Origin of the sequence: Micromonospora sp. WMMD735 (assembly GCF_049178995.1) — a bacterium.
Taxonomy (GTDB): Bacteria; Actinomycetota; Actinomycetes; order Mycobacteriales; family Micromonosporaceae; genus Micromonospora; species Micromonospora wenchangensis.
In genome coordinates, this window is record NZ_JBMHMJ010000002.1 from 7,438,574 (window position 1) to 7,463,913 (window position 25,340).

Below are 25,340 nucleotides of genomic sequence, written 5' to 3' on the forward strand. Positions count from 1 at the left end.
ATGCCGCCGGGACCCAGCCGGGCCACCCCGGACCGGCGTGGCCCCGGTCGAGTTTCATGTCACACTGTGCAAGTTTGCAGGCACTGCAATCTTGTCCGTAGGCTCCCTCCGTGACCAGGGACGAGGGACTCGGACGGCGGGACCGCAAGAAGCGGCAGACCCGTGCCGCACTGGCCGCCGCCGCACTGCGCCTGGTCGCCGAGCGGGGGCTGGACCAGGTCACCGTCGAGGAGATCGCCGAGGCGGCGGACGTCTCCGCCCGGACCTTCTTCAACTACTTCGCCACCAAGGACGACGCGCTGGTCGGCGACACGGCGGGCGACCGGGAACGGGTGCTGCGGGCGCTGGCCGCCGTACCGGCGCAGGTGCCGGCGCTGACGGCGATCCGGTCGGCCCTGGCCGGCGTGATCGACGAGGTGGAGGGCGACGCCGCGTTGTGGCTGCTGCGGATGCAGGTGGTGATGCAGCACCCGATGCTGCTGGCCCGGCTGGTCTCCGGCAACGCGACGACCGAGCAGGCCATGGTCGAGGCGCTCGCGGCGCGCACCGGTCACGCCCCGGACGACGGCTATCCCGCCCTCGTGGTGGCGGTCACCGGAGCCGCGCTGCGTACCGCGATGGTCCGCTGGGCCACCGGCGGCGGGTCCCGCTCCCTGGCCGACCTGCTCGACGAGGCGTTCGCCGCCGTCGCCGCCGGGCTGCCCGACCCCCGTACCCCCGACCAGCCCGGCGCGACCGCGCCGGGCGTGCATCGAACCCGGTAAGGAAACGTCCATGACCGCAACTGCCGCGTCGACCCCGCCCGAGGTGGGCACCGGCCGGATGTCCCGCCGGGAGGTCCTCCAGGCCCTCTCCGGCCTGATGGTGGGCATGTTCGTGGCGATCCTCGCCTCGACGGTGGTGGCGAACGCGCTGCCGCGCATCATCGCCGAACTCAACGGCAGCCAGACCGTCTACACCTGGATCGTCACCACCGAGCTGCTGGCGATGACGGCCACCGTGCCGCTGTGGGGCAAGATGGCCGACCTCTACAGCAAGAAGCTGCTCATCCAGCTCTCCCTCGGCCTGTTCGTGCTCGGCTCGTTGATCGCCGGCCTCGCCCGCAACGTGGAGACCCTGCTGGCCAGCCGGATCGTGCAGGGCATCGGCGCGGGCGGGATGACCGCCCTGGCGCTGATCGTGATGGCGGCCATGATCCCGCCCCGGGAGCTGGGCCGGTACGCCGGCATCTTCGGCGCCGTGTTCGGCGTCGGTACGATCGCCGGCCCGCTGATCGGCGGCGTCCTGGTCGACACCTCCTGGCTGGGCTGGCGCTGGTGCTTCCTGATCGGCGTGCCGTTCAGCCTGCTGTCGATCGTCCTGCTGCAACGCACCCTGCACCTGCCGGTGGTCCGCCGCCGGGCCCGTATCGACTGGTGGGGCGCGCTGCTGATCACCGCCGGCGTGTCCACCCTGCTGGTCTGGTCGTCGCTGGCCGGGCACCGGTTCGCCTGGGCCTCGGGCTGGACGGCGCTGATGGTCGTCGGCGGGCTGGTGCTGCTGGCCCTGGCGGTCTGGGTCGAGTCGAGGGTGCCCGAGCCGATCATCCCGCTGCGCATCTTCCGCAGCCGTACGGTCACGCTGACCACGGTCGCCAGCGTGCTGGTCGGGGTGGCCCTCTTCGGCGGCACGGTCTTCCTGTCGCAGTACTTCCAGACCTCGCTGGGCAAGTCGCCGACCGTCGCCGGCCTGATGAGCCTGCCGATGATCCTCGGTCTGCTGGTCTCCTCCACCGTCGCCGGCCAGCTCATCACCCGGTTCGGCAGGTGGAAGGTCTACCTGGTGGCCGGCGCGGCCGTGATGACCGTCGGCATGCTGCTGCTGAGCACCATCGACGCCGACACCGGCGTGCCGCTGCTGTCGCTCTACATGGCGGTGCTCGGCACCGGCGTGGGCATGCTCATGCAGAACCTGGTCCTCGCCGCGCAGAACGACGTGCCCGCCCACGAACTCGGTGCGGCCACCTCGGTGCTGACCTTCTTCCGCAGCATGGGTGGCGCGATCGGGGTCAGTGCCCTCGGCGCGGTGCTGGCCAACCGGGTCACCGGCCTGATGACCGAGCGGCTCGGCCCGGCGGCCGGTGCCACCGGCGGCGGCACCACCGAGGTGCCCGACCTGTCCGCGCTGCCCGCCCCGGTCCTGGCGATCGTGCAGGACGCGTACGCCACGGCCACCTCCGAGCTGTTCCTGATCGGTGCGCCGATCGCCCTGCTCGCCCTGGTCGCGGTCCTGTTCATCAGGGAGAAGCCGCTGCACGAGGTGAGCGGCGACGAGCGCGCCGAGCAGGAGGCGGCGGCCCTGACCGCGATGCACTGACGTCGACGACGACGGTCCCGGGCCCGGTCTGCGGCCCGGGGCCGTCGTCGTTACCGGCGGGGACCATCGGGTGGATCTCCGGCGCGGGGACTAGGTGGTTTCTACCGATGCGAGCCTGATGGGCACCTTGGCAGGGTCGGCACCATGAGCGAACCAGCGAACGACAGAAGGTCCCGCAGGAGGATGTGGACGTCGCTGAGCGTCCGGGCCAGGACGGCCCTCGCGGTGGTGCTGGCCGGGGTGCTGCTCGCCCCGGCGGTGCCGGCGACGGCGGCGTCACCGGCCGTAGCGCCGTCGGCAGCGGGCGGCTCGGCGGTGGGCCCCGCCCGGTCGACACTGGTCAGCCCCTGCCAGTTGCCCACCCCGGCGACCGGGTGGCAGCACGAGGGGCCGACCAACTACGCCACCTGGCTGCCGCCGAGCGGCACCGTCCGGGGCATCGTGCTGTTCGTGGACTTCACCGACGCGGCCCCGGTCAGCGGGGAGCGGACCAGCCGGACCAGCATGTTCAGCGCCGCCCCGAACGTCTTCACCCAGTCCTCGTACGGCGCGCTGAACCTCCAGTTGACGTTCGACACCGCGTGGCGGCACATCCTGCAGCCCCACGGCAACTTCGCCGGCTACAAGTCGAACTTCACCACCCAGCGGTCGTACGTGGCCGCCGCGGTGGCCGCCGCGAACGCCGCGATCGACTTCAGCTCCTACCAGATCGTCTACGTGGTGCCGCCGAAGTCCGCGACGACCTTCGACCTCTCGCCGACCTGGGTCGCGGCCCCCGGTGGCGGGGTGACCGTCGACGGGGTCGAACTGCGTCACGCCGTCACCTTCGGTCAGGACGTCGACTACTGGGGCCACAAGATCCTCAACCACGAGACCGGGCACCTCTTCGGGCTGCCGGACCTCTACTCGTACAACAACGCCGACAGCATCCACCGGGCGGTGGGCGGCTGGGACCTGATGGGCCTCATCTCCGCCAGCGCTCCCGACCTGTTCGCCTGGCACAAGTGGAAGGCGGGCTGGCTCACCGACTCCCAGATCGACTGCCGGACCACGACGGGGAGCGCCTCGACGGTCCTGACCCCCCTGGGTACGGCCGGTGGCACCAAGGCGGTGGTGGTCCACACCGGCGGGAACACCGCAGTGGTGGTGGAGAACCGGCAGGTCAGTACGCTCGACGTGGCGTCGGGCTGCTTCCAGGCCGGAGTGCTGGTCTACCGGGTGACCACCGCGGTGTTCAGCGGGGGCGCCTGGTCCGGCGGAAACGTTCCCCCCATCGGCGGACCCTTCCCGGTCGAGGTGGTCGACCGCACCCCCGGCTCGGACGTCACCACGTGCAGCGCTGAGGAGAAGGCGCTGGTCAACGCCACCCTCACCACGATCGGCCACACCGTCACCTACGGCGGGGTGACCGTGCAACTGACCAACACCCTCGGAAACGACCGTGAGGTCTCCGTCACCGTCGTCTGATCGCGTCGGTGGACGTCGCAGGGGTGCCCCCGCCCGGCCGGGCGGGGGCACCCCCGTCCGCGTCGGCGGTGGGCTCGCGGGACCGTTCGGTGACCGTCGGTGTACGGCGTGCGGAACCGGACGAGCTCCGCGCCGAGGTGTCCGCGCGGCGGGTGCGGCGGCTTCCCCGGGCGGCGCTATCGTGGACCGGCCTGATCTCGTGACCCATGATCCGATCCGGGGGGACGCCACGCATGGGCGATTCGTTCGCGCATCTGCACGTGCACACCGAGTACTCGATGCTCGACGGAGCGGCCCGGCTGAAGGATCTCTTCGCCGAGGCCAACCGGCTGGGGATGCCGGCGGTGGCGATCACCGACCACGGCAACATGCACGGCGCGAACGACTTCTACAAGCAGGCCATGGCGGCCGGCATCACCCCGATCCTCGGCGTCGAGGCGTACGTCGCGCCGGAGTCGCGCTACCACAAGGCCCGGGTCAAGTGGGGCCGGCCGGAGCAGAAGAGCGACGACGTCTCAGGTAACGGCGCGATCACCCACAAGACCATGTGGGCGCGTAACGCGCAGGGCCTGAAGAACCTGTTCACCCTCAACTCCCGGGCGTCCATGGAGGGGCACTACGTCAAGTGGCCCCGGATGGACATGGAGCTGATCGCCGAGCACGCCGAGGGCATCATGGCCACCACCGGCTGCCCGTCCGGCGCGGTGCAGACCCGGTTGCGGCTGGGCCAGTTCGACGAGGCGCTCAAGGTGGCCGCCGCCTACCAGGACATCTTCGGCAAGGAGAACTACTTCCTGGAGATCATGGACCACGGGCTCTCCATCGAGCAGCGGGTCCGCGAGGATCTGATCACCATCGCCCGCAAGCTGGACATCCCGCCGGTGGTGACCAACGACTCGCACTACACCCACGAGGCGCAGGCCGAGGCGCACGACGTGCTGCTGTGCGTGCAGACCGGCAGCAACGTCGCCGACCCGAACCGGTTCCGCTTCGAGGGCGGCGGCTACTTCGTCAAGTCCGCCGACCAGATGCGCGCGGTCGACTCCTCGGAGTTCTGGCAGCAGGGCTGCCGCAACACCCTGCTGGTGGCCGAGAAGGTCGACCCGAGCGGGATGTTCGAGTTCCACAACCTGATGCCGCGGTTCCCGGTGCCCGAGGGGGAGACCGAGGAGTCCTGGTTCCGCAAGGAGACCTTCAAGGGGCTGGCCCGACGCTACCCGGGGGGCATCCCCGAGGGGCACGTGGTGCAGGCCGAGTACGAGCTGGGCGTCATCAACCAGATGGGCTTCCCGTCGTACTTCCTGGTGGTGGCCGACTTCATCCAGTGGGCCAAGAGCCAGGGCATCGCGGTCGGCCCCGGCCGTGGTTCGGCGGCCGGTTCGCTCGTCGCGTACGCGCTGGGCATCACCGACCTGGACCCGATCCCGCACGGCCTGATCTTCGAGCGGTTCCTCAACCCCGAGCGGGTCTCGATGCCTGACGTCGACATCGACTTCGACGAGCGTCGGCGCGGCGAGGTGATCAAGTACGTGACCGACAAGTGGGGCGAGGACAAGGTCGCGCAGATCGCCACCTTCGGCACGATCAAGGCGAAGGCCGCGATCAAGGACTCGGCCCGGGTCCTCGGCTTCCCGTACGCGGTGGGTGACCGGATCACCAAGGCGATGCCCCCGGCGGTGATGGGCAAGGACATCCCGCTCACCGGCATCTTCGACCCGAAGCACCCCCGGTACGCCGAGGCCGGCGAGATCCGGGGCCTCTACGAGACCGACCCGGACGTCCGCAAGGTGATCGACACCGCCAAGGGTATCGAGGGGCTGATCCGGCAGACCGGCGTGCACGCCGCCGGCGTGATCATGTCCGCCGAGCCGATCATCGACCACATCCCGCTGATGCGCCGGGACGCCGACGGTGTGATCATCACCCAGTTCGACTACCCGACCTGCGAGTCGCTCGGGCTGTTGAAGATGGACTTCCTCGGCCTGCGCAACCTGACGATCATCGACGACGCGGTCAAGAACATCCAGCTCAACCACGGTCAGGAACTCGACCTGCTGGGCCTGCCGCTGGACGACAAGCCGGCCTACGACCTGCTCGCCCGGGGCGACACCCTCGGGGTGTTCCAGCTCGACGGCGGGCCGATGCGTTCGCTGCTGCGGCTGATGAAGCCGGACAACTTCGAGGACATCTCGGCCGTGCTGGCGCTCTACCGGCCCGGCCCGATGGGCGTCGACTCGCACACCAACTACGCGCTGCGCAAGAACGGCCTGCAGGAGATCACCCCGATCCACCCGGAGCTGGAGGAGCCGCTGCGGGAGATCCTCGCGCCCACCCACGGCCTGATCGTCTACCAGGAGCAGGTGCAGCGCGCCGCGCAGATCCTCGCCGGCTACACCCTCGGTCAGGCCGACCTGCTGCGTCGGGCGATGGGCAAGAAGAAGAAGGAGATCCTCGACAAGGAGTTCATCCCGTTCCGCGACGGCTGCCGCGAGCGCGGCTACTCCGACGAGGCCATCCAGGCCGTGTGGGACGTCCTGGTCCCGTTCGCCGGGTACGCCTTCAACAAGGCCCACTCGGCGGCATACGGCCTGGTGTCGTACTGGACGGCGTACCTCAAGGCGCACTATCCGGCCGAGTACATGGCGGCGCTGCTGACCTCCGTCGGTGACGACAAGGACAAGATGGCGCTCTACCTGTCGGAGTGCCGCCGGATGCGCATCCAGGTGCTGCCGCCGGACGTGAACACCTCCGCCGGCCCGTTCACCCCGGTCGGCAAGGACATCCGGTTCGGCCTGGCCGCCGTACGCAACGTCGGGGCGAACGTGGTCGCGGCGATCATGCGGTGCCGCGACGAGAAGGGCGAGTACGCCGACTTCTACGACTTCCTGTCCAAGGTCGACGCGGTGGTCTGCAACAAGAAGACCATCGAATCACTGATCAAGGCGGGTGCGTTCGACTCGCTGGGACACACCCGCAAGGGCCTGCTGACCGTGCACGCCGACGCCATCGACGCCTTCGCCGACGTCAAGCGCAAGGAGGCCGTCGGCCAGTACGACCTGTTCGGGGCGGGCTTCGGGGACGCCGACACCGGCAGCACCACCGTGATGCCGACCATCGGCGACGCCGAGTGGGACAAGCGGGACAAGCTCGCCTTCGAACGCGAGATGCTCGGCCTCTACGTCTCCGACCATCCGCTGTTCGGCCTGGAACACGTCCTGGGTGCGGCGGCCGACACCACCATCGCCGCGCTGTCGGAGGAGGGCACCGTGCCCGACGGCGCGGTGGTCACCCTCGCCGGCATCCTCTCCGGCGTGCAGCGCCGGGTCACCAAGCAGGGCCGGGCCTGGGCGTCGGCCGCGCTGGAGGACCTGGCCGGCGGGGTGGAGACGCTGTTCTTCCCGAACACCTACGAGGTGATCGGCCAGTACATCGCCGAGGACGCGATCGTGGTGGTCAAGGGCCGGGTGGACCGGCGCGACGACACCCCCCGGATCATGGCGATGGACATGTCCATGCCGGACGTCACCAGCACCCCCGGCAGCAAGCCGGTGACGCTGACCATCCCGGTGCACCGCTGCACCCCGCCGCTGGTGGAACGGCTCAAGGAGACCCTGGTGCTGCACCCGGGCGACACCGAGGTGCACGTCAAGCTGCTCAACGGCGGCAAGGTGACCACCCTGCGGCTCGGCCCGTTCCGGGTGGCCGCCACCACCGCGCTGATGGGTGACCTCAAGAGCGTCCTCGGCCCCGCCAACGTGAGCTGACCCGCCGGGCGGTGGGTGACCACCGCCCGGCGCCCAGGTCACTTGCCGCCGGTGACGATCCCCGGGTTGATGCACAGGCCGGGGGTGCTGCCGTTCTTCTCGGCGATCTCCAGGCAGCGGGACACCTTGTCGACCTTGGCGTTGGTCTCGGTGATCTGCCGCTGGATGTCGGCGTTGCGGCGGTCCTGTTCGAGGTTGCGGGTCTGGGCGAGCTTGTCCTGGAAGGCCTTGATGTTGCCCTCGGTCTTGTCGTCGTGGTTGACCCGGGTGATGGTGACGGACAGGATGTCGACGTCGCCGGAGAGCCGGCCCTCGGCGTTGCCCCGGATGCTCTCGGCGAACGGCTTGAGGTCGACGTTCAGGTTCCCCGTCCGGGCGTCGATCTTCTCCAGCGGGTTGTAGGTGGCGAAGGCGTCGTTGACCGCGCTGTCGAGCTGCACCCCCACCCGCTGGCCCCGGAAGCTCACGAAGTCGCCCTTGTAGTCCATGAACTGCTTCGGCGCGTTCTCGGGCTTGACCTGCCACTCGATCAGCACCTCGACGCAGGCGTCGGCGAGGGTGCCGGTGCGGACCCGGACGCACTTGTCGCCGCCGATGTGGTCGTACTTCTGTCGGCCGGCGTCCCACTCGCCGACCTTCTGCCAGGGGGCGACCCACTTGAGCCCGGAGCCGGTGACCTCGCCGGTAGGCTTGTTGAAGCTGGTGACGATGCCGACCGAGCGGATCGGCACGGAGTGCGCGCTGGCGCCGATCCCGAACAGCAGCGCGCCGGCCAGGCAGCCGAGCGCGACCAGCGTGCTGGTGCGCTTGACGGCCGGGTACCGGGCGAGGAGCCGGACCGCTCCGGCGACCAGCGCCCCGACGGCGAGGATGACGGCGAACGTGAAGCCGACGGGCACGGGGCATCACCCTTCCGAGGGAGCGTCGCTGTGTGGATCATCAACCTAGGTCAGCGGGTCAAGCCGGTGCCGGTCGGGTGGCCGGCGGGTGCGGGCCACCACCGGCGGATTGGTGCTGACCGGGCGCGCGGGGGTGTCACTAGCCTCGACGCATGGAGTTGGCGCAGGCACGCGAGCTGTGGCAGCCGGGACCCGGCTGGTTGAACACCGCCAGTTACGGGCTCCCGCCCGAGCCGGTCTGGACGGCGGTGCAGGAGGCCCTGGCCGACTGGCGGGTGGGGCGTACCTCCCACGAGGTGTGGGAGGAGGCCACCGGGCGGTCCCGGGAGGCGTTCGCCGGCCTGGTCGGGGTGCCGGTGACCGACGTCGCGGTCGGCGGCAGCGTGTCGCAGCTGCTCGGGCCGATCGCCGCCGCGCTGCCCGCCGGGGCCACCGTGGTCGTTCCCGAGGTCGAGTTCACCGCCAACCTCTTCCCCTGGCTGGTGCAGGAGGAACGCGGCGTGCGGGTGCGCACCGTGCCGCTGGCCGGCCTGTGCGACGCGATCGACGCCGGCACCGACCTGGTCGCGTTCAGTCTGGTGCAGTCCGCCGACGGGGCCGTCGCCCCGTACGCGGAGATCGTGGCCGCGGCCCGCGCGCACGACGCGTTGGTGGTGGTGGACGCCACCCAGGCGTGCGGGTGGCTGCCGTTCGACGCGGCACTGGCCGACGCGGTCGCGGTCGGGACGTACAAGTGGCTGGTGTCGCCACGCGGCTCGGCGCTGGCCTACCTGGCCCCGGGGCTGCGCGAGCGGATGCGTCCGGACGCCGCGGGCTGGTTCGCGGGCAAGGAGCCGCTGTCCACCTACTACGGTCCGCCGCTGCGGTTGGCCGACGACGCCCGCCGGTTCGACAGCTCCCCGGCCTGGTTCAGCTGGGTGGGCACCGCCCCGGCGCTGGAATTGGTCGCCGCGCTCGGTCCGGCGACGATAGGGGCGTACGACGTGGCGTTGGCGAACCGGTTCCTCGCCGGGCTGGGCCGGCCGCCGGGGGAGAGCGCGATCGTCGCGCTGGAGGTGCCCGACGCGCGGCAGCGGCTGGCCCGCGCCGGGATCCGGGCGGCGGTGCGCGCCGGGCGGGTCCGGGTGGCGTTCCACCTCTACACCACCGAGGCGGACGTCGACCTGGCGTTGGAGACGCTCACCTGCTGAACCACCGCAGTTTTTCCCCGACGGCGCATCCGAACCGCCCCGTCCGGGCGAACCCCCTGGTAACGGTGTCCTACCCGGGGGGTGCGTCTGGTGTTGTCGGATCCGATGCCGCGCGAGGTCGTCGAGACGGCCCACAAGCGGCTCTCGGCCGCCGCCGAGGACCTCGACGCGAACCTGGTCGCCGCGCTGGTGCTGGAGTTCGCCGCCGACGCCGGGGTGGCGGCGGTGTGGGAGGCGGTGTGCGTGCCGCTGCTGGCCGGGCTGCGCGGGCGCGACGCCGCCGAGATCGCCGTCGAGCACGCCCTGTCCGAGGGCATCCGGATCGGGTTGGACGTGCACCGGCGGGTTCCCGGCCGCCGGTTGCGCACCGACGGGGTGCTGCTCGCCGGGGCCGAGAACGAGGCGCACTGCCTGGGCCTGCACGCGGTGGCCGCCGCGCTGCGCGAGCAGGGTCGCGGCTGCCTGCACCTGGGGCCGGCGCTGCCGTGGGTGGCGCTGGGCTCCGCCGTGCTGCGGGCCCGTCCGCGCAGCGTGGTGGTGTGGTCGCAGACGCCTGTCACCGGCCGGGCGTACCGCCTGGTCCGCTTCGGCCGCGACTTCCCGGGGGTACGGGTGTACGCCGCCGGGCCGGGCTGGATCGAACCCCTGGCACCCCCCGCGACCCGGTTGACCAGCTTCTCCGCCGCGCTGGCCGCCTGCGGGCCGCCAGCCTGACCGGGTGACCCGCACCACATCCGATACGAACCGGTGCCGTATCGAAACATGAGGCTCGTAAGGTGAGCACCGTTACGAGTCTGACCCGTTCCGTATTTCTGCGGCACGGGTGCAACCGGGGGGAGCACCGGAGCGTATGCAACCGCACGAGAACACCGGACATCCGAGACGATGGGCGATCCTCGGCGTGCTGGTGGTCAGCCTGCTCGTCGTCGTCCTCGACAACACGATCCTCAACGTCGCCCTGCGTACCCTGGCCGACCCGGTACACGGCCTCGGGGCCAGCCAGGGCGAGCTGGAATGGGCGATCAACTCCTACACCCTCGTCTTCGCCGGCCTGCTGTTCACCTTCGGCATCCTCGGCGACCGGGCCGGCCGACGCCGGTTCCTGCTCGTCGGCCTGGTCCTGTTCGGCCTGTCGTCCCTGCTCTCGGCGTACGCGCAGAGCCCCGGCCAGCTGATCGCGGCCCGCGCCCTGATGGGCGTCGGCGGCGCGGCGATCATGCCGGTGACCCTGTCGATCATCTCCAACGTCTTCGACCCCCGGGAGCGGGGCCGCGCCATCGGCGTCTGGGCCGGCGCGGTCGGCCTCGCGGTGGCGATCGGCCCGATCCTCGGCGGCACGCTGCTGGAGCACTTCTGGTGGGGCTCGGTCTTCCTGATCAACGTGCCGGTGGTGGCGCTCGGGGTGCTGCTGGTGGCCCTGCTGGTGCCCGAGTCCCGGGACCCCCGGCCGGGCCGGGTCGACATCCTCGGCGTGCTGCTCTCGGTCGTCGGCCTGGTCGCGCTGACCTACGGCATCATCGACGGCGGCGAGCACGGCTTCGGCCGGCCGACCGTGTGGGCCGCGATCCTCGGTGGGGTGGCGGTGCTGGCCTGGTTCGTCGCGCACGAGCGGCGCAGCGACCACCCGTCGCTTGACGTGCGGCTGTTCCGGGTGCCCCGGTTCGCCGCCCCGGTGGCGATCGTCGGGCTGGTCTTCTTCGCCGCCATGGGCGTGATGTTCTTCAGCTCGTTCTACATGCAGCTCGTCCGGGGCTACAGCCCGCTGGAGACCGGCCTGTTCTTCCTGCCGTTCGCCGTGGCCCAGCTGGTCTTCGCGCCGCGCAGCGCCGCCATGGTGCGCCGGTACGGCGGTCGGGCGGTCGCCACGGTCGGCCTCGTGCTGACCGCCGTGGCGCTGGCCGCGTTCGCCTTCATCGACGCCGCTACGCCGATCTGGGTGGTGCTGGTGGCCTTCTTCCTCCAGGGGGTCGGGATGGCGAACATCATGCCCCCGGCCACCGAATCGATCATGTCGGCACTGCCCCGGGAGAAGGCCGGCGTCGGCTCGGCGGTCAGCAACACCGTCCGCCAGATCGCCGGCGCGCTGGGCGTCGCGGTGCTCGGCTCGGTGCTCTCCGCGGTCTACCGGCAGGACATCGCCACGGTCGCCGACGCCCTGCCCGCACCGGCCCGGGAGGCGGCCACCGAGTCGGTCTCCGGGGCGTACGCGGCGGCGGCACAGCTCGGTCCGGCGGCCCCGCGGCTGATCGCGGCGGCCAACGACGCCTTCGTCTCGGCCATGCACTGGGCGGCGGCGATCTCCGCGGTGGTGGCCGCCCTCGGCATCATCGTCGTGCTGCGCTGGATGCCGGGCCGGCCCGACGCGGCCGTCCCCGCCACGCCGGTGGCGGAGCGGGAACTGGCCGCAACCACGTAGGTTCGCAGGACGATGTCTGACACGAACCCCACCGTCGATGCTCCGCGGTCGCCCGGGCGACCGCGGAGCATCCGCGCGGACGAGGCCATCATCGAGGCTGTCCTCGACCTGCTCGCCGAGGGCAGCACCATCGAGGCGCTGTCGATCGAGGCGATCGCCACCCGCGCCGGAGTGGGCAAGGCCACCATCTACCGCCGCTGGCCCGGCAAGGACGCCCTCCTGCTGGACGCGTTGCGCCGGCTCAAGGGGGTGGTCGCCCAGCCGGCCGGGCATTCCGTCCGCGACGACCTGGTGCTGCTGGTCGGGGCCGTCGGGCACAACATCGACCCCCGGGCCGAGCGGATCATGCCGTGCCTGGTGCCCGAGGTGAACCGCAGCCCCGACCACTTCCAGCTCTACCAGAACATCATCGAGCCCCGGCGGAAGATCATGCGGGAGGTGCTCCGCCGGGGCGTGGCCACAGGTGAGCTGCGCGCCGACCTCGACATCGAGGTGGCGATGGCGCTGCTCACCGGGCCGATGCTGGTCCAGCGGCTGATGCGCTGGCACCCGGAGCTGGACGACCGGCTGCTCCCCGAGAAGGTCGTCGACGGTGTGCTCGACGGGCTGCGGGCCCGCTGAGCCCACGGCCGGGCGGCGTGTCCGCCCACCGGCGTGTCGGAGCGGACCAGTAGGGTGTCGAACACCCGTACTGTCGAGGGGCCTCAGGGAGGCGGCGTGCGTGTGCTGGGCGTCGACCCGGGCCTGACCCGGTGCGGGGTCGGCGTGGTCGAGGGCGTGCCGGGCCGGCCCTGCACGCTGGTCGCCTACTACGTCGTCTACACCGATCCCGCCGACGACCTGTCGCTGCGCCTGCTGCACCTGGACCGCTCGCTGACCGGTCTGGTGGCCGAGCACCGGCCCGACGCGGTCGCCGTGGAGCGGGTGTTCAGCCAGCACAACGTCCGCACCGTCATGGGCACCGCCCAGGCCAGCGGGATCGCCGTGCTGGCCGGGGCGCGGGCCGGGCTGCCGGTGCAGACGTACACCCCGAGCGAGGTCAAGGCCGCGGTGACCGGCTCCGGCCAGGCCGACAAGAAGCAGATGACCACGATGGTCACCCGGCTGCTGCGGCTGGCCGAGCCGCCCCGGCCGGCCGATGCGGCCGACGCCCTGGCGCTGGCCATCTGCCACGTGTGGCGGGGCGGCACCCGGTCCAAGCTGGCCGAGGCCGCCGACCGGGCACGACGAGGAGGAGCACGATGATCGCCAGCGTGCGCGGCACGGTGACCGCGACCGGCCCGGACCACGCGGTGGTGGAGGTCGGGGGGGTCGGCCTGGCGGTGCAGTGCGCCCCCGGCACCCTGGCCGAGCTGCGGGTCGGCCAGCCGGCCCGGCTCGCCACCAGCCTGGTGGTCCGGGAGGACTCGCTCACCCTCTACGGCTTCGCCGACGACGACGCCAAGCAGCTGTTCGAGCTGCTCCAGACCGCCAGCGGGGTCGGCCCGCGGCTGGCCCAGGCGGTGCTGGCCGTGCACACCCCCGACGCGGTGCGCAAGGCCATCGCCAACGCTGACACCGCCGCCCTGACCCGGGTGCCGGGGATCGGCAAGAAGGGCGCCGAGCGGCTGGTGCTGGAGCTGCGCGACCGGATCGGCCCGGTCCCGGTGGGCCCCGACGGCGCCGCCGGGGTGACCGCCGGGGCATGGCCGGACCAGGTCCGCCAGGCGCTGGTCGGGCTCGGCTGGACGGCCGGCCAGGCCGACCAGGCGGTGGCCGCCGTGGCGGAGACCGTGGACGGGCCCACCCCGCCGGTGCCGGTCCTGCTCAAGCAGGCCATCCGACTGCTCGGCCGGACCCGGTGACCGGCGTGGCACGGTCCCGGCCGGGGCGGCCGGCATGAGCGGCGACGGCCTGGTCTCGGCGTACGCCGACGACGCGGAGCGAGACGCGGAGGTCAGCGTCCGGCCGAAGCGGCTGGACGAGTTCATCGCCCAGCACCGGGTCCGCGACCAGCTCGACCTGCTGTTGCAGGGCGCGATGCGGCGCGGCGCCCCACCCGACCACATCCTCCTGTCCGGCCCTCCTGGCCTCGGTAAGCCGGTCTCCGTCGACGCCCTGGTGCTGCTGGAGGACGGCACCAGACGTCGGCTGGGTGAGATCGTGGTGGGTGATCGCGTCGTCACCCGTACCGGTGTGGGCGCCCTGGTCACCGCCGTCCACGAGCAGGGTGAGCTGCCGTCGGTGCGGATCCGGACGACCAGTGGCCGGGAGGTGGTGGCCGCACCGGACCACCCGTTCTGGACGCCGGACGGTTGGATCAAGGCGGGCGACCTCACCGAGCAGGATTTCGTCGCGAACGTGCTGCGTCCGGAACTCGTCGCCGACGGTACGGAGGACCTGGCCGAGTACAAGCTCGCCGGATACCTGGTGGGGGACGGCTGCACCACCAACCAGGTGACCTTCACCGGGGGTGATCCGGATGTGCTCGTCGACTTTCAGTCGACCTGTGACCGCCTCGGGTACGCCCACACCATCCGGCCCAACAGCGCCCGGAGTTCCCTGATCCGGATCTCCGGGCTGCGACCCTGGCTCGCCGAACACGGGCTGCTCGACAAGAACGCCTGGCAGAAGCGGGTGCCGGAGTTCGTCTACCGGGGGGACAGCTGGCAGGTCAGTGCCTTCCTCGGCGCCTACTTCGCCTGTGACGGCACTGTCAGCCGGCGTGGCCGGGACCGCTACGACCTTGTGGTCGAGTACTACAGCGTCTCCCACGGCCTGCTTGCCGACGTCCAGCACCTCCTGCTCCGGCTGGGCATACAGTCGCGGCTGAAGCTCAAGCGCGGTCGTTACCAGGGCCGGCCGCACGAGTCGTGGCGGCTCAGTATCACCAGCCAGGACGATGTGGCCCGGTTCGTGGAGCGGGTCACCGTCATCGGTGACCGTGGCAGGCGCCTGGACGAGTGGGCACCACGCAGGGACCGCTTCGAAGAGCAGCTCGCCGCCGATCGGGTGGCTTCGGTGGAACCGGTCGGTCTGCACCGCTGCCGCTGCCTGACCGTCGACGGCGACCACACCTTCACCGTGAACGATTTCGTGGTCCACAACACCACCCTGGCCAACATCGTGGCCGCCGAGCTGGGCTCGGGCATCCGGGTGACCAGCGGGCCGGTGATCGAGCGCTCCGGCGACCTGGCCGCCATCCTGACCAGCCTCGCCGAGGGCGACGTGCTGTTCATCGACGAGATCCACCGGATCGCCAAGCCGGCGGAGGAACTGCTCTACAGCGCGATGGAGGACTTCCGGGTCGACGTGATCGTCGGCAAGGGCCCGGGGGCGACCGCGATCCCGCTCGACGTGGAGCCGTTCACCCTGGTCGGCGCGACCACCCGGTCCGGCCTGCTGACCGGCCCGATGCGGGACCGCTTCGGCTTCGTCGCGCACCTCGACTTCTACTCCCCGGCCGACCTGGAGGCGCTGCTGCACCGCTCGGCGCGCATCCTGGGCGTGCCGATCACCCCGGAGGGGGCGGTGGAGATCGCCGGCCGGTCCCGGGGCACGCCCAGGATCGCCAACCGGCTGCTGCGCCGGGTGCGCGACTACGCCGAGGTCCGGGCCGACGGCGTGGTCACCCTGGAGACCGCCCGGTCCGCCCTGACCGTGTACGACGTGGACGCCCTCGGCCTGGACCGGCTGGACCGGGCGGTGCTGACCGCGCTGGTCGACTCGTTCCGGGGTGGTCCGGTGGGCCTGTCCACCCTGGCGGTGGCGGTGGGGGAGCAGCCGGACACGGTGGAGGAGGTCTGCGAGCCGTTCCTGGTCCGCGCCGGGCTGCTGGCCCGTACGCCCCGGGGGCGGGTGGCCACCGAGGCCGCCTGGCGACACCTCGGCCGCACCCCACCAAATGGTACATTCGGTGTGGAAGCCCCCGCCGTGCCCGATCTCTTCTCGAACGCGCCCGATCCACCGTGATCTGAACGTGATCTGCGCCGCATTCGGCGTTCCCAGGTGCAGGGATTAGACTCGCCGCGGTCTGTACAGGATGTGAATATCCGCCTCCGCTCCGGTGCGCACGTACCGGGACGGGGGCCAATGGGAAGGTCGCACACCGTGCTTTACGCAGCACAGTCCGGCGGAGGCGCCGGCAGTCTGACGCCGATCCTCATGATCGCCCTGCTCTTCGGGGTCATGTACTTCATGATGATCCGGCCGCAGCAGAAGCGCCGCCGCGAGGCCGAGGCCATGCAGTCCGCGCTCGGCCCCGGTGACGAGGTCGTCACCATCGGCGGGCTCTACGGCACGGTCGTGGGTGTCGAGGACGACACCGTGCTGCTGGAGGTGGCCCCCGGCGTGCAGACCCGTTACGCCCGGCCGGCCATCGCCCGGGTGGTCACCCGGGCCGAGCGCCCCGAGGCCGACGAGCCGGTCACCGAGGACGCGGAAGTCGTCAAGGAGTGAGGCCGCCACCCGTCCGGCACCACGGGCGGGTAGCGGCGGGACAACTGGATAGGTGGGCCGGTCCCCAGGGTCGGCACCCGCACCGTCCGCCCGACGCCACCACGTCGGCGGTGGTGCGCCGTGCCGTCGGTCGGGAGTGGCCCGCGCAGAGCACGTCGGGGCGGGAACCCCGCTCCGACCTCGTCGCCGCTGCGCCGGCGGCGCGACCGTTACAGGGAGACAGACAGCCGTGGCACCACCTCAGGGACAGATGCGCCCCGGGCGGCAGCTCGCCGTGCTCGGGTTCATCTTCGTCGTCCTCTATTCCTTGGTGTTCTTCTCGGGCGGTGCCAGCGGCGGCTGGAAGGACCGGCTGGAGCCGCGGCTCGGCCTGGACCTGATCGGTGGCACCCGGCTGACGCTGGAGGCGACCAACACCATCGACGGCAAGCCCCCGACGTCGGCCAACCTGGAGGAGGCCCGGCAGATCATCGAGAGCCGGGTCAACGCCTACGGCGTGGCCGAGGCCGAGGTGGTCACCGAGGGCAACCGGAACATCGTCATCTCCCTGCCCGGTGAGAACCGGGAGCTGACCGACGTCGGCAGCGCCGCGGAGCTGCGCTTCCGCAAGGTGCTCAAGGCCGCCGACGGCAGCGGCACGGTCGCCGCCCCGGCACCGTCGGGCAGCGCCTCGCCGGCCCCGTCCGGCAGCGCGTCGCCCGCCCCGTCGGGCAGCGCCTCGCCGAAGGCCTCCGGCAGCGCGTCGCCGAAGGTGTCCGGCTCGCCGAGCGCCGGTGGGCAGGGCGGCGGCGCCCCCGCGCCGAGCGCCAGCGCCACCCCGTCCGGGTCGGCCTCGCCGAGCGCCCCGGCCGCCTCGCCCAGCGCCAGCGAGGCGCCGGTGTCGCAGAGCATCGAGGAGCAGCGCAAGGCCGTCGAGAAGAAGGTCGGCGCGGCCGCCTGGGCCGCCGCGAGCGGACTCCAGGCCCCGGCCGACCTGGCCACCAACCCGGCCCTGGCGGAGACGTTCAAGCCGTTCGGCACGCTCTCCCCGCAGGAGGTCGCGGTACTGACCCCGCAGATGCAGTTCAACGTGCCGACCATCACCTGCGCCCAGCTCGACAAGCGGCCCCCCGCGTCGATCAAGGACGAGAAGCAGCAGGTGGTCGCCTGTGAGGGTGGCGCGGCGAAGTACCTGCTCGACCAGGCCAAGGTGCTCGGCACCGACGTCAAGGACGCCAACGCGGTCCTCGACCAGGCCAGCACCTGGGTGGTCAGCCTGAACTTCACCGGCGACGGCCAGTCCAAGTGGACCGAGCTGACCCGCGAGGCGTTCAACAACACCGGTGGTGCCTGCGACCAGACCGCTCTCGGCCAGGACGGCAAGTGCCGGGTGGCCGTGGTGCTGGACAACGAGATCGTCTCCTCGCCCGAGATCCAGGGCGTGCTCACCGGCGACTCGCAGATCACCGGCAGCTTCGACAACACGTCGGCCAACGCGCTGGCCAGCCAGCTGCGCTACGGCGCGCTGCCGGTCACCTTCGTGCCGCAGGAGCAGCAGAACGTCACCGCGACGCTGGGCGACAGCCACCTGCGGGCCGGTCTGCTGGCCGCCGGCATCGGCATGCTGCTGGTCATCATCTACTCGTTCTTCTACTACCGGCTGCTCGGCTCGGTCATCTTCCTGAGCCTGGTGCTCTCCGCGTTGCTGGTCTTCGGCGCGCTGGTGGTGCTCGGCCGGTCGATTGGCTTCACCCTCACCCTCGCCGGCATCGCCGGCATGATCGTCTCGCTCGGTGTGGCGGCGGACTCGTTCGTCATCTACTTCGAACGGCTCAAGGACGAGATCCGGGAGGGGCGCAGCCCACGCAGCGCGGTGCCCCGGGCCTGGATCCGGGCCCGCCGGACGATCATCTCGGCCAACGCGATCACCCTGATGTCCGCCGTGGTCCTCTACATCGTCTCGGTCGGCACGGTGAAGGGCTTCGCCTTCGCCCTCGGCCTGGCGACCGTGCTCGACCTGGTGGTCGTCTTCCTGTTCCGGCACCCGATCATGACGATGTTCGCCCGGACCCCGGCGTTCCTGTCGCCGCGGGTCAGCGGCCTCGGTCGGGCCCTGCCCGCCCGGTCGGCCGAGCCGGGCACCGCCCGCAACCCGCGCGTCAAGGAGGCCTGAGATGGCTAAGAGTGGTCTGGCGTCCCGGCTCTACCGGGGCGAGGCCGGTCTCAACATCGTCGGCCGGCGCAAGCTGTGGTTCACCGTCGCCGGGGTGCTGGTGCTGATCGCCGTGCTCAGCTTCGCGGTTCGCGGCTTCAGCCTGGGCATCGAGTTCGCCGGCGGCAACTCGTTCCAGGTGCCGGCCAGCGTCGGCACCCTGGAGCAGGCCGAGAGCAAGGTCGACGAGGCGCTGGCGGCCGAGGGCGGCGGTGCCGAGGTGGTGACCGCGCAGAAGGTCGGCAGCACCAGCGGCGAGTACTACGAGCTGCGCACCTCGCAGCTCAGCGCCGACCAGGCCAACGCGGTCAAGGCCAAGATGGCCGACGAGTTCGGCATCAACGCCGACCAGATCAGCGGCAGCCAGGTCAGCGAGGCATGGGGCAGCCAGGTCACCTCCCGGGCGCTGCTCGGCCTGGTCATCTTCGTCCTCGTGGTGGCCGCCTACCTGGTGCTGCGGTTCGAGTGGCGGATGGCGGTCGCCGCGATCATCTCGCTGTTCATGAACCTGATCCTCACCGCCGGTATCTACTCGCTGGTCGGCTTCGAGGTCACCCCGTCGACGATCATCGGGTTCCTCACCATCCTGGGCTTCGCGCTCTACGACGTGGTGGTGGTCTTCGACAAGGTCCAGGAGAACACCCGGGGCATCACCGCCAACAACAACCAGACCTACGGCGAGGCGGCCAACCTGGCGCTCAACCAGAGCCTGATGCGGTCGTTGAACACCTCGGTGGTCGCCCTGCTCCCGGTCGGCGGTCTGCTCTTCATCGGTGCCGGCCTGCTCGGCGCGGGCACCCTGAAGGACCTGGGCCTGGTGCTGTTCGTCGGTATGGCGATGGCGTTCCTGACCTCGATCCTGCTCTCCACCCCGCTGCTGGTGCTGCTCAAGAACCAGGACCCGCGGATCGACGCGCACACCAAGCGGGTGCTGGCCCGCCGGGGCGCCATCGCCCGGGGCGAGATCACCCCGCGCGGTGCGCGGCAGGCCGCAGCCGAGGAGGCCACCGACGAGCCGATCGACCCGGAGGCGGCGGCCCTGGCCGGCAGCGCACCGAAGGTCGGCGCGCGTCCGGCGGCCAAGCGGTCGGCCGGTGCCCGGGGCGGCCGTCCCGCCGGGGGCGGCGGCAACCGGCCCGGTGGCGCGAAGCGGCGCTGACCGACGGGCCACCCGCCCCACGTCGAGTCGACGGCGTCCGCCATGCTGTGCGAGCAGCGTGACGGACGCCGTCGTCGTATCGAAGGAGAGCCGACCACCGTGACGGAGACCCACAGCACCGGTGTACGCGGGGACAGCGGCCCGCAGGTGGCCCGGCTGGTCGCCAGCCGGGTACTGGACGTGCCGGACTTCCCCAAGCCCGGGGTCATGTTCAAGGACCTGATGCCGTTGTTCGCCGACGGCGACGTGTTCCGTGAGGTGATCGACGGGATCATCGACCACCACGGGCGGGACAACTTCGACATCGTGGTCGGCATCGAGGCCCGGGGTTTCGTGATCGCCGCCGCGATCGCGTACGCGACCGGGATGGGGGTGGTGCCGGTACGCAAGGGGGGCAAGCTGCCCCGGCCGGCGTACGCGGCCTCCTACGCCCTGGAGTACGGCGAGGCGACGCTGGAGGTGCACCAGGACGCCTTCACCGCCGGGCACCGGGTGCTGGTGGTCGACGACGTGCTGGCCACCGGCGGCACCGCCGAGGCGACCCTCGGACTGGTGGAGCGGGCCGGCGGCACGGTGGCCGGGTTCACCGTGCTGCTGGAGTTGGGCTTCCTGGGCGGGCGGGAACGGCTCGCCGGGCGTCCGGTCCATGCCCTGCTGACCGTTTGATTCCTGGGTCGTCCCGCCGACCTGGGACGGACCGTCCGGCGGAGCGGCACGGCACCTACCGTGCGGGTAGCATTGCCCATTGCTGACCGGACGGTCACCCGTCCGGGCGGTGGTCAGGTGCCGGCCGCAGGGCCGGCGGGCAGTGCCACCGACCCGGCGGCGGCCGGCGGGGAACACGCCGGCGTGACGGCCGGTTCGGCAAGTCAGGCGTCGGCCGTACGGCCGGCGTGGTCCCGGCGATCGGTGAGGAGGCCGGTGTCCCACGATGTCGTTCCTCCGGTGGAGGGCACGGTGCACCCGACAGGCGACGCTGACGGCGCGGTGACCGCTCGGAACAACGATCCGGCGGCCGGCCCGACGGGGGCCGGCGACGACGTCGGCGGCACGCCGGACGGCCTGGCGGTGGGGGCGTCGTTCGACGACGACCCGTCGCCGAGCGGTGGTTTCGCGCTCTCCAACGCCCCGACCGGTCGTCGGGTCCGGGCGCGGCTGGCCCGGTTCAACGCCCCGTGGCAGACCTCCCAGGTCAGCGAGGTCCTCGAACCGCTGATCGCCAGCCACCGGGAGAACCATCCGAAGGCCGACGCCCGGCTGCTCCAGCGGGCCTTCGACACCGCCGCGCGCTGGCACTCCGGCCAGTACCGCAAGTCCGGTGACCCGTACATCACCCACCCGCTGGCGGTGGCGACCATCCTGGGCAACCTGGGGATGGACACCACCACGCTGGTGGCGGCCCTGCTGCACGACACCATCGAGGACACCGAGTACACCCTCGACCAGATGAAGGTCGACTTCGGCCCCGAGGTCACCCTGCTCGTCGACGGTGTGACGAAGCTGGACAAGGTCAAGCTGGGCGACGCGGCCAAGGCGGAGACGATCCGCAAGATGGTCGTGGCGATGGCGAAGGACCCCCGGGTCCTGGTGATCAAGCTGGCCGACCGGCTGCACAACATGCGGACGCTGTCCTTCCTGCCGGCCCCGAAGCGGGAGCAGAAGGCCAAGGAGACGCTGGAGATCCTGGCCCCGCTGGCCCACCGGCTCGGTATGAACACGATCAAGTGGGAGTTGGAGGACCTGGCCTTCGGCACCCTGTTCCCCAAGCGGTACGAGGAGATCCTCCGGCTGATCGGGGAGCACCAGCCGCAGCGGGAGTCGCTGCTCAAGCAGGTCACCCAGAAGGTCGGCACCGATCTCAAGGCCGCCAAGATCAAGGCGGAGACGACCGGCCGGCCGAAGCACCTCTACTCGATCTACCAGAAGATGATCGTGCGGGGGCGGGACTTCAACGACATCTACGACCTGGTCGGGGTGCGGATCCTGGTCGACACGGTGCGGGACTGCTACGCGGCGCTGGGGGTCATCCACGCCAACTGGCAGCCGGTGCCGGGCCGGTTCAAGGACTACATCGCGATGCCCAAGTTCAACATGTACCAGTCGTTGCACACGACGGTCATCGGGCCCACCGGCAAGCCGGTGGAGATGCAGATCCGCACCTACGCGATGCACCGCACCGCCGAGTTCGGCATCGCCGCGCACTGGAAGTACAAGGAGCACAAGGGCACCCAGATCGTCGGCCCGCCCGCGCACATCGACGAGATGACCTGGCTGCGGCAGTTGCTGGACTGGCAGCGGGAGGCCGCCGACCCGTCGGAGTTCCTCGACGCGTTGCGGTTCGACCTGTCCAGCCAGGAGGTGTACGTCTTCACCCCGAAGGGCGACGTCATCCCGTTGCCGACGGGGTCGACGCCCGTGGACTTCGCGTACGCGGTGCACACCGAGGTGGGGCACAAGTGCATCGGGGCGCGGGTCAACGGCAAGCTGGTGCCGTTGGAGTCGACGCTGTCCAACGGCGACGTGATCGAGATCTTCACCTCGAAGTCCGACACGGCGGGCCCGACGCAGGACTGGCTGAGCTTCGTCAAGAGTCCCCGGGCGCGTACCAAGATCCGCCAGTACTTCAACAAGGAGCGGCGTGAGGAGGCGATCGAGGCCGGTAAGGACTCGATCGTCAAGGCGATGCGTAAGCAGGGCATGCCGTTGCAGCGGATGCTCACCTCCGACGCGTTGATGGCGATCGCCCGGGACCTGCACCTCGCCGACGTCGCCTCGCTCTACGCGGCGGTCGGCGACAGCCAGGTGTCGGCGCAGTCGGTGGTGCAGAAGCTGATGGCCGCGTACGGCGGTGAGGAGGGCGCGGCGGAGGACATCGCCGAGACCGCCGTCGCCACCCGTCCGCCGCACAGCCGGCAGAACAGCAGCGACCCCGGCGTGGTGGTGCGGGGCGTCAGCGACGTCTGGATCAAGCTGGCCCGGTGCTGCACGCCGGTGCCCCCGGATTCGGTCTTCGGGTTCGTCACCCGCTCCGGCGGGGTCAGCGTGCACCGCGACGACTGCGCCAACGCCGAGGACCTGCGGGCCCAGGTCGAGCGGGTGGTGGAGGTCAGCTGGAAGCTCACCTCCGCCTCGACGTTCCTGGTGGCCATCCAGGTGGAGGCCCTCGACCGGCACAAGCTGCTGGCCGACGTCACCCGGGTGCTCTCCGAGGAACGGGTCAACATCCTGTCGGCGACGGTCACCACCACCCGGGACCGGGTGGCGGTGAGCCGGTTCAGCTTCGAGATGGCCGACCCGAAGCACCTGGGGCACCTGCTGGCCGCCGTGCGCAAGGTCGACGGGGTCTTCGACGCCTATCGGGTCACCTCCGGCGCCTGACCGTCGGCCGCGTCCCGTAGTCACCTGACACGACAAGCGCCCGCCGGCTCAGCCGGCGGGCGCTTCGTCGTACGCTGCGGGTCAGCTCTCGATGTCGCTCATGGTCAGCTTGGTGATGGTGACCTCCTTCTTGGGGTGGCCACCCCCCGCCTGCTGCGCGTACGCCTTGTCGTCGCCGGCCGCCCCGACCTGCTTGACCAGGTCCATGCCGGAGGTGATGGTGCCCAGCACGGTGTAGTTCGGGTCGAGCTGCGAGTCGCCGTAGACGATGAAGAACTGGCTGCCGGTGCTGCCCTGCCCGGCGTTGGCCATCGCGATGACGCCCTCCGGGTAGGGGGGCCGCTTGTCGGTCGGCAGGTTCTCCTCGGCCATGGCGTAGCTCGGCCCGCCGGTGCCGTCGGTCTGCCGCCAGCCCTTGCCGGTCGCGCTCGGGTCGCCGCACTGGAGCACCTTGATGCCCTCGGTCACCAGCCGGTGGCACTTGGTGTTGTCGAAGAAGCCCTTACTGGCCAGGTGGGTGAAGCTGCCGGCGGTGCAGGGCACCTTGGTCCGGTCGAGCTTGGCGACGATCGGGCCCAGGTTGGTGTCGATGGTCATCGTCTGGGTGCCCTTGTTGGCCTGCTGGTTCGGGGGCAGCCCGACGTCCTTGACCTGGGCCGGCCGGCCCTCCTTCGGCGTCTCGGTGTAGGCGCACTGCGAGAAGCCCTCGGTGCCGGCGGCCTGCTGCTTGCTGTCGTCGTCGTCGCCACCGAGGCTGGTCGCCAACCAGACGGTGCCGGCGACCACGAGCACCAGGATGGCGGCGGCCCCGACGATCGCCTGCGTCTGCCGGCGCTTACGGGCCTTGGCCGAACGCTCGGCCATCTCCCGCTCAAGTCGGGCCCGCGCCGCCGCGCGCTGCCGCTCTCTCGTGGACGTCACGGTCACTCCTCCTGGGCTTTCTCTGGCGCGGCGGGGCCGCAGGTACGGGTTGTGGGCCGGCTCAGCCGGCGCTCGGGCTGGCCGCCGGGGACGCGGCCGGGGAGCCGGTCGCCGGTGCCGGGGCGGCCTGCGCCTCGCCGACGGTGAGCTTGCGGATCACCACGTCGGTCTTCGGCTTGACCTTGGCGCCCGCCCCGTTGTCCACGGTCGGCAGGGCGCCGATCTTCTCGACCACGTCGAGGCCGCCGGTGATCCGGCCGATGATCGGGTACGCGGGCTGGGCCGGGCTGGAGTCCTTGAAGAAGAGCAGGAACTGGCTGCCGTTGGCGCCCGGCGGGTTGCCGATCATCGCGACCGTGCCCTTGGGGTACGTCGGCGGCTGCCCGGGCTGCGGGCTGGCCGAGGGGCTCGCCTCGGGTGCGGTCGGCACGTTCTCGTTGTAGAACGAGTAGCTGGGGCCGCCGAGCCCGGTGCCGCTCGGGTCGCCGCAGCGCAGCGCGCCCTCGGTGGTGATCTCGTGGCACTTGGTGTTGTCGTAGAACGACGTGCCGGCCAGGTGGGCGATGCTCGCCCCGGCGCAGGGGGCCCCGGCGAGATCCAGTTCGGCGGTGATCGGGCCGCCCTGGTCGGTGTCGATGGTCATCGTGCGTACCCCGGTGGTGGGCAGATCCTTGGTGGCCGGGGTGCCGACGTCCTTGAGGTTGGTGTTGGCGGCGGCGTCCTGCGGCGTCCAGAGGCAGACGTCCTCGGCGGCCTTCGGCTCGGGGTCGCTGTCGAAGGCACCCAGCCCCCACGCCGCACCGGCCACGATCAGCACCAGCACCACTGCCGCACCGACCCCGGCCTGGATCTGCCGACGCCGTCGGGCGGCGGCGGCCCGCCGGGCCAACTGCCGGTCGAGCTTCTCCCGCGCGAGCTTGCGCTGCCGGTCCCTGCTGGAAGCCACCCGTGCTCCCCTCCTCTACCCTGGTCGTCACCGGCGGTCGGGCCGTGCGCGCCCGCCGTGCCCGCAGGTGCGCCACGCCACACGCCCGCCAGAGTGTACGGGTACCTGCTGTGAAAGTGGTGTACGAGGGCCGGCCTGGGTTTATCAAAGTGCGTCACTGTGCCGTGCGGGGCCCGTGGTACGGGTGGGCGCGGATATCGGATCGCGCCGACGACTA

The 25,340-nt window shown here is 71.3% G+C and carries 17 protein-coding genes and 4 pseudogenes; 18 read left to right on the forward strand and 3 right to left on the reverse strand.

What is annotated here, in order from left to right; translation table 11 throughout:
* The first annotated feature begins 110 nt into the window (after positions 1–110).
* From ACN268_RS32310 to dnaE, 4 genes are all read left to right on the forward strand, one after another.
* Complete coding sequence (locus tag ACN268_RS32310) at positions 111–764, forward strand: TetR family transcriptional regulator (RefSeq protein ID WP_421486760.1); 654 nt, start codon at positions 111–113, stop codon at positions 762–764.
* A 10-nt stretch (positions 765–774) separates the two neighbouring features.
* Positions 775–2,355, forward strand: coding sequence for an MDR family MFS transporter (locus tag ACN268_RS32315; protein WP_421486761.1), 1,581 nt, complete (start codon positions 775–777; stop codon positions 2,353–2,355).
* 183 nt (positions 2,356–2,538) lie between these two features.
* On the forward strand, positions 2,539–3,822 hold the full coding sequence (locus tag ACN268_RS32320) for a M6 family metalloprotease domain-containing protein (RefSeq protein ID WP_421486762.1): 1,284 nt from the start codon (positions 2,539–2,541) through the stop codon (positions 3,820–3,822).
* Between the two features lie 233 nt (positions 3,823–4,055).
* Positions 4,056–7,586 carry a DNA polymerase III subunit alpha gene (dnaE, locus tag ACN268_RS32325; protein WP_421486763.1) on the forward strand — a complete coding sequence of 1,177 codons (3,531 nt, stop codon included), beginning with the start codon at positions 4,056–4,058 and terminating at the stop codon, positions 7,584–7,586.
* A 38-nt stretch (positions 7,587–7,624) separates the two neighbouring features.
* Here the strand turns inward: dnaE and ACN268_RS32330 are convergent, their stop codons facing one another.
* Positions 7,625–8,485, reverse strand: coding sequence for an SPFH domain-containing protein (locus tag ACN268_RS32330; protein WP_421486764.1), 861 nt, complete (start codon positions 8,483–8,485; stop codon positions 7,625–7,627).
* A 152-nt stretch (positions 8,486–8,637) separates the two neighbouring features.
* Between ACN268_RS32330 and ACN268_RS32335 the strand changes: the two genes are divergently transcribed.
* The 14 genes and pseudogenes from ACN268_RS32335 to ACN268_RS32400 form a co-directional block, all read left to right on the forward strand.
* On the forward strand, positions 8,638–9,675 hold the full coding sequence (locus tag ACN268_RS32335) for an aminotransferase class V-fold PLP-dependent enzyme (RefSeq protein ID WP_421486765.1): 1,038 nt from the start codon (positions 8,638–8,640) through the stop codon (positions 9,673–9,675).
* A 90-nt stretch (positions 9,676–9,765) separates the two neighbouring features.
* Positions 9,766–10,389 (forward strand): transcriptional regulator, encoded by a 624-nt coding sequence (locus ACN268_RS32340; protein ID WP_421486766.1) that lies wholly within the window; start codon positions 9,766–9,768, stop codon positions 10,387–10,389.
* Between the two features lie 136 nt (positions 10,390–10,525).
* Positions 10,526–12,091, forward strand: a complete 1,566-nt coding sequence (locus ACN268_RS32345) for an MFS transporter (protein WP_421486767.1) — start codon at positions 10,526–10,528, stop codon at positions 12,089–12,091.
* 12 nt (positions 12,092–12,103) lie between these two features.
* Positions 12,104–12,712 carry a TetR/AcrR family transcriptional regulator gene (locus ACN268_RS32350; protein ID WP_421486768.1) on the forward strand — a complete coding sequence of 203 codons (609 nt, stop codon included), beginning with the start codon at positions 12,104–12,106 and terminating at the stop codon, positions 12,710–12,712.
* 96 nt (positions 12,713–12,808) lie between these two features.
* Entirely contained in the window at positions 12,809–13,336 is a 528-nt protein-coding gene (gene ruvC, locus ACN268_RS32355) for a crossover junction endodeoxyribonuclease RuvC (protein ID WP_421486769.1), read from the forward strand.
* On the forward strand, positions 13,333–13,935 hold the full coding sequence (ruvA, locus tag ACN268_RS32360) for a Holliday junction branch migration protein RuvA (protein ID WP_145918888.1): 603 nt from the start codon (positions 13,333–13,335) through the stop codon (positions 13,933–13,935). The genes ruvC and ruvA overlap by 4 nt, the downstream gene beginning before the upstream one ends.
* A gap of 34 nt (positions 13,936–13,969) precedes the next feature.
* Positions 13,970–14,221 (forward strand): annotated as a pseudogene (locus ACN268_RS32365) (Holliday junction branch migration DNA helicase RuvB); the annotation flags it as partial.
* A 126-nt stretch (positions 14,222–14,347) separates the two neighbouring features.
* Positions 14,348–14,986 (forward strand): annotated as a pseudogene (locus ACN268_RS32370) (LAGLIDADG family homing endonuclease); the annotation flags it as partial.
* Between the two features lie 72 nt (positions 14,987–15,058).
* Positions 15,059–16,042: pseudogene (ruvB, locus tag ACN268_RS32375) on the forward strand (Holliday junction branch migration DNA helicase RuvB); the annotation flags it as partial.
* A gap of 120 nt (positions 16,043–16,162) precedes the next feature.
* On the forward strand, positions 16,163–16,528 hold the full coding sequence (gene yajC / locus ACN268_RS32380; RefSeq protein ID WP_421486770.1) for a preprotein translocase subunit YajC: 366 nt from the start codon (positions 16,163–16,165) through the stop codon (positions 16,526–16,528).
* Between the two features lie 229 nt (positions 16,529–16,757).
* Positions 16,758–18,680: a protein translocase subunit SecD gene (gene secD, locus ACN268_RS32385; protein WP_421486771.1), complete on the forward strand. Its 1,923-nt coding sequence runs from the start codon at positions 16,758–16,760 to the stop codon at positions 18,678–18,680.
* 1 nt (position 18,681) lies between these two features.
* Entirely contained in the window at positions 18,682–19,878 is a 1,197-nt protein-coding gene (secF, locus tag ACN268_RS32390) for a protein translocase subunit SecF (RefSeq protein WP_421486772.1), read from the forward strand.
* A gap of 99 nt (positions 19,879–19,977) precedes the next feature.
* Positions 19,978–20,544 (forward strand): adenine phosphoribosyltransferase, encoded by a 567-nt coding sequence (locus tag ACN268_RS32395; protein ID WP_421486773.1) that lies wholly within the window; start codon positions 19,978–19,980, stop codon positions 20,542–20,544.
* A gap of 432 nt (positions 20,545–20,976) precedes the next feature.
* A pseudogene (locus ACN268_RS32400) lies at positions 20,977–23,256 on the forward strand (RelA/SpoT family protein); the annotation flags it as partial.
* 81 nt (positions 23,257–23,337) lie between these two features.
* Here ACN268_RS32400 and ACN268_RS32405 read toward each other — a convergent pair.
* Both ACN268_RS32405 and ACN268_RS32410 read right to left on the reverse strand, forming a co-directional pair.
* On the reverse strand, positions 23,338–24,177 hold the full coding sequence (locus ACN268_RS32405; protein ID WP_421486774.1) for a peptidylprolyl isomerase: 840 nt from the start codon (positions 24,175–24,177) through the stop codon (positions 23,338–23,340).
* Positions 24,178–24,238: 61 nt separating this feature from the next.
* Positions 24,239–25,123: a peptidylprolyl isomerase gene (locus tag ACN268_RS32410; RefSeq protein ID WP_421481195.1), complete on the reverse strand. Its 885-nt coding sequence runs from the start codon at positions 25,121–25,123 to the stop codon at positions 24,239–24,241.
* Positions 25,124–25,340 lie beyond the last annotated feature (217 nt).

Excerpts from the sequence above, each read along its gene's own strand:
- ACN268_RS32315 (WP_421486761.1), top strand. The coding sequence starts at position 775 with ATGACCGCAACTGCCGCGTCGACCCCGCCCGAGGTGGGCACCGGCCGG.
- ACN268_RS32320 (WP_421486762.1), top strand. The coding sequence starts at position 2,539 with ATGTGGACGTCGCTGAGCGTCCGGGCCAGGACGGCCCTCGCGGTGGTG.
- dnaE (WP_421486763.1), top strand. The coding sequence starts at position 4,056 with ATGGGCGATTCGTTCGCGCATCTGCACGTGCACACCGAGTACTCGATG.
- ACN268_RS32335 (WP_421486765.1), top strand. The coding sequence starts at position 8,638 with ATGGAGTTGGCGCAGGCACGCGAGCTGTGGCAGCCGGGACCCGGCTGG.
- ACN268_RS32345 (WP_421486767.1), top strand. The coding sequence starts at position 10,526 with ATGCAACCGCACGAGAACACCGGACATCCGAGACGATGGGCGATCCTC.
- ACN268_RS32350 (WP_421486768.1), top strand. The coding sequence starts at position 12,104 with ATGTCTGACACGAACCCCACCGTCGATGCTCCGCGGTCGCCCGGGCGA.
- ruvA (WP_145918888.1), top strand. The coding sequence starts at position 13,333 with ATGATCGCCAGCGTGCGCGGCACGGTGACCGCGACCGGCCCGGACCAC.
- yajC (WP_421486770.1), top strand. The coding sequence starts at position 16,163 with ATGGGAAGGTCGCACACCGTGCTTTACGCAGCACAGTCCGGCGGAGGC.
- secF (WP_421486772.1), top strand. The coding sequence starts at position 18,682 with ATGGCTAAGAGTGGTCTGGCGTCCCGGCTCTACCGGGGCGAGGCCGGT.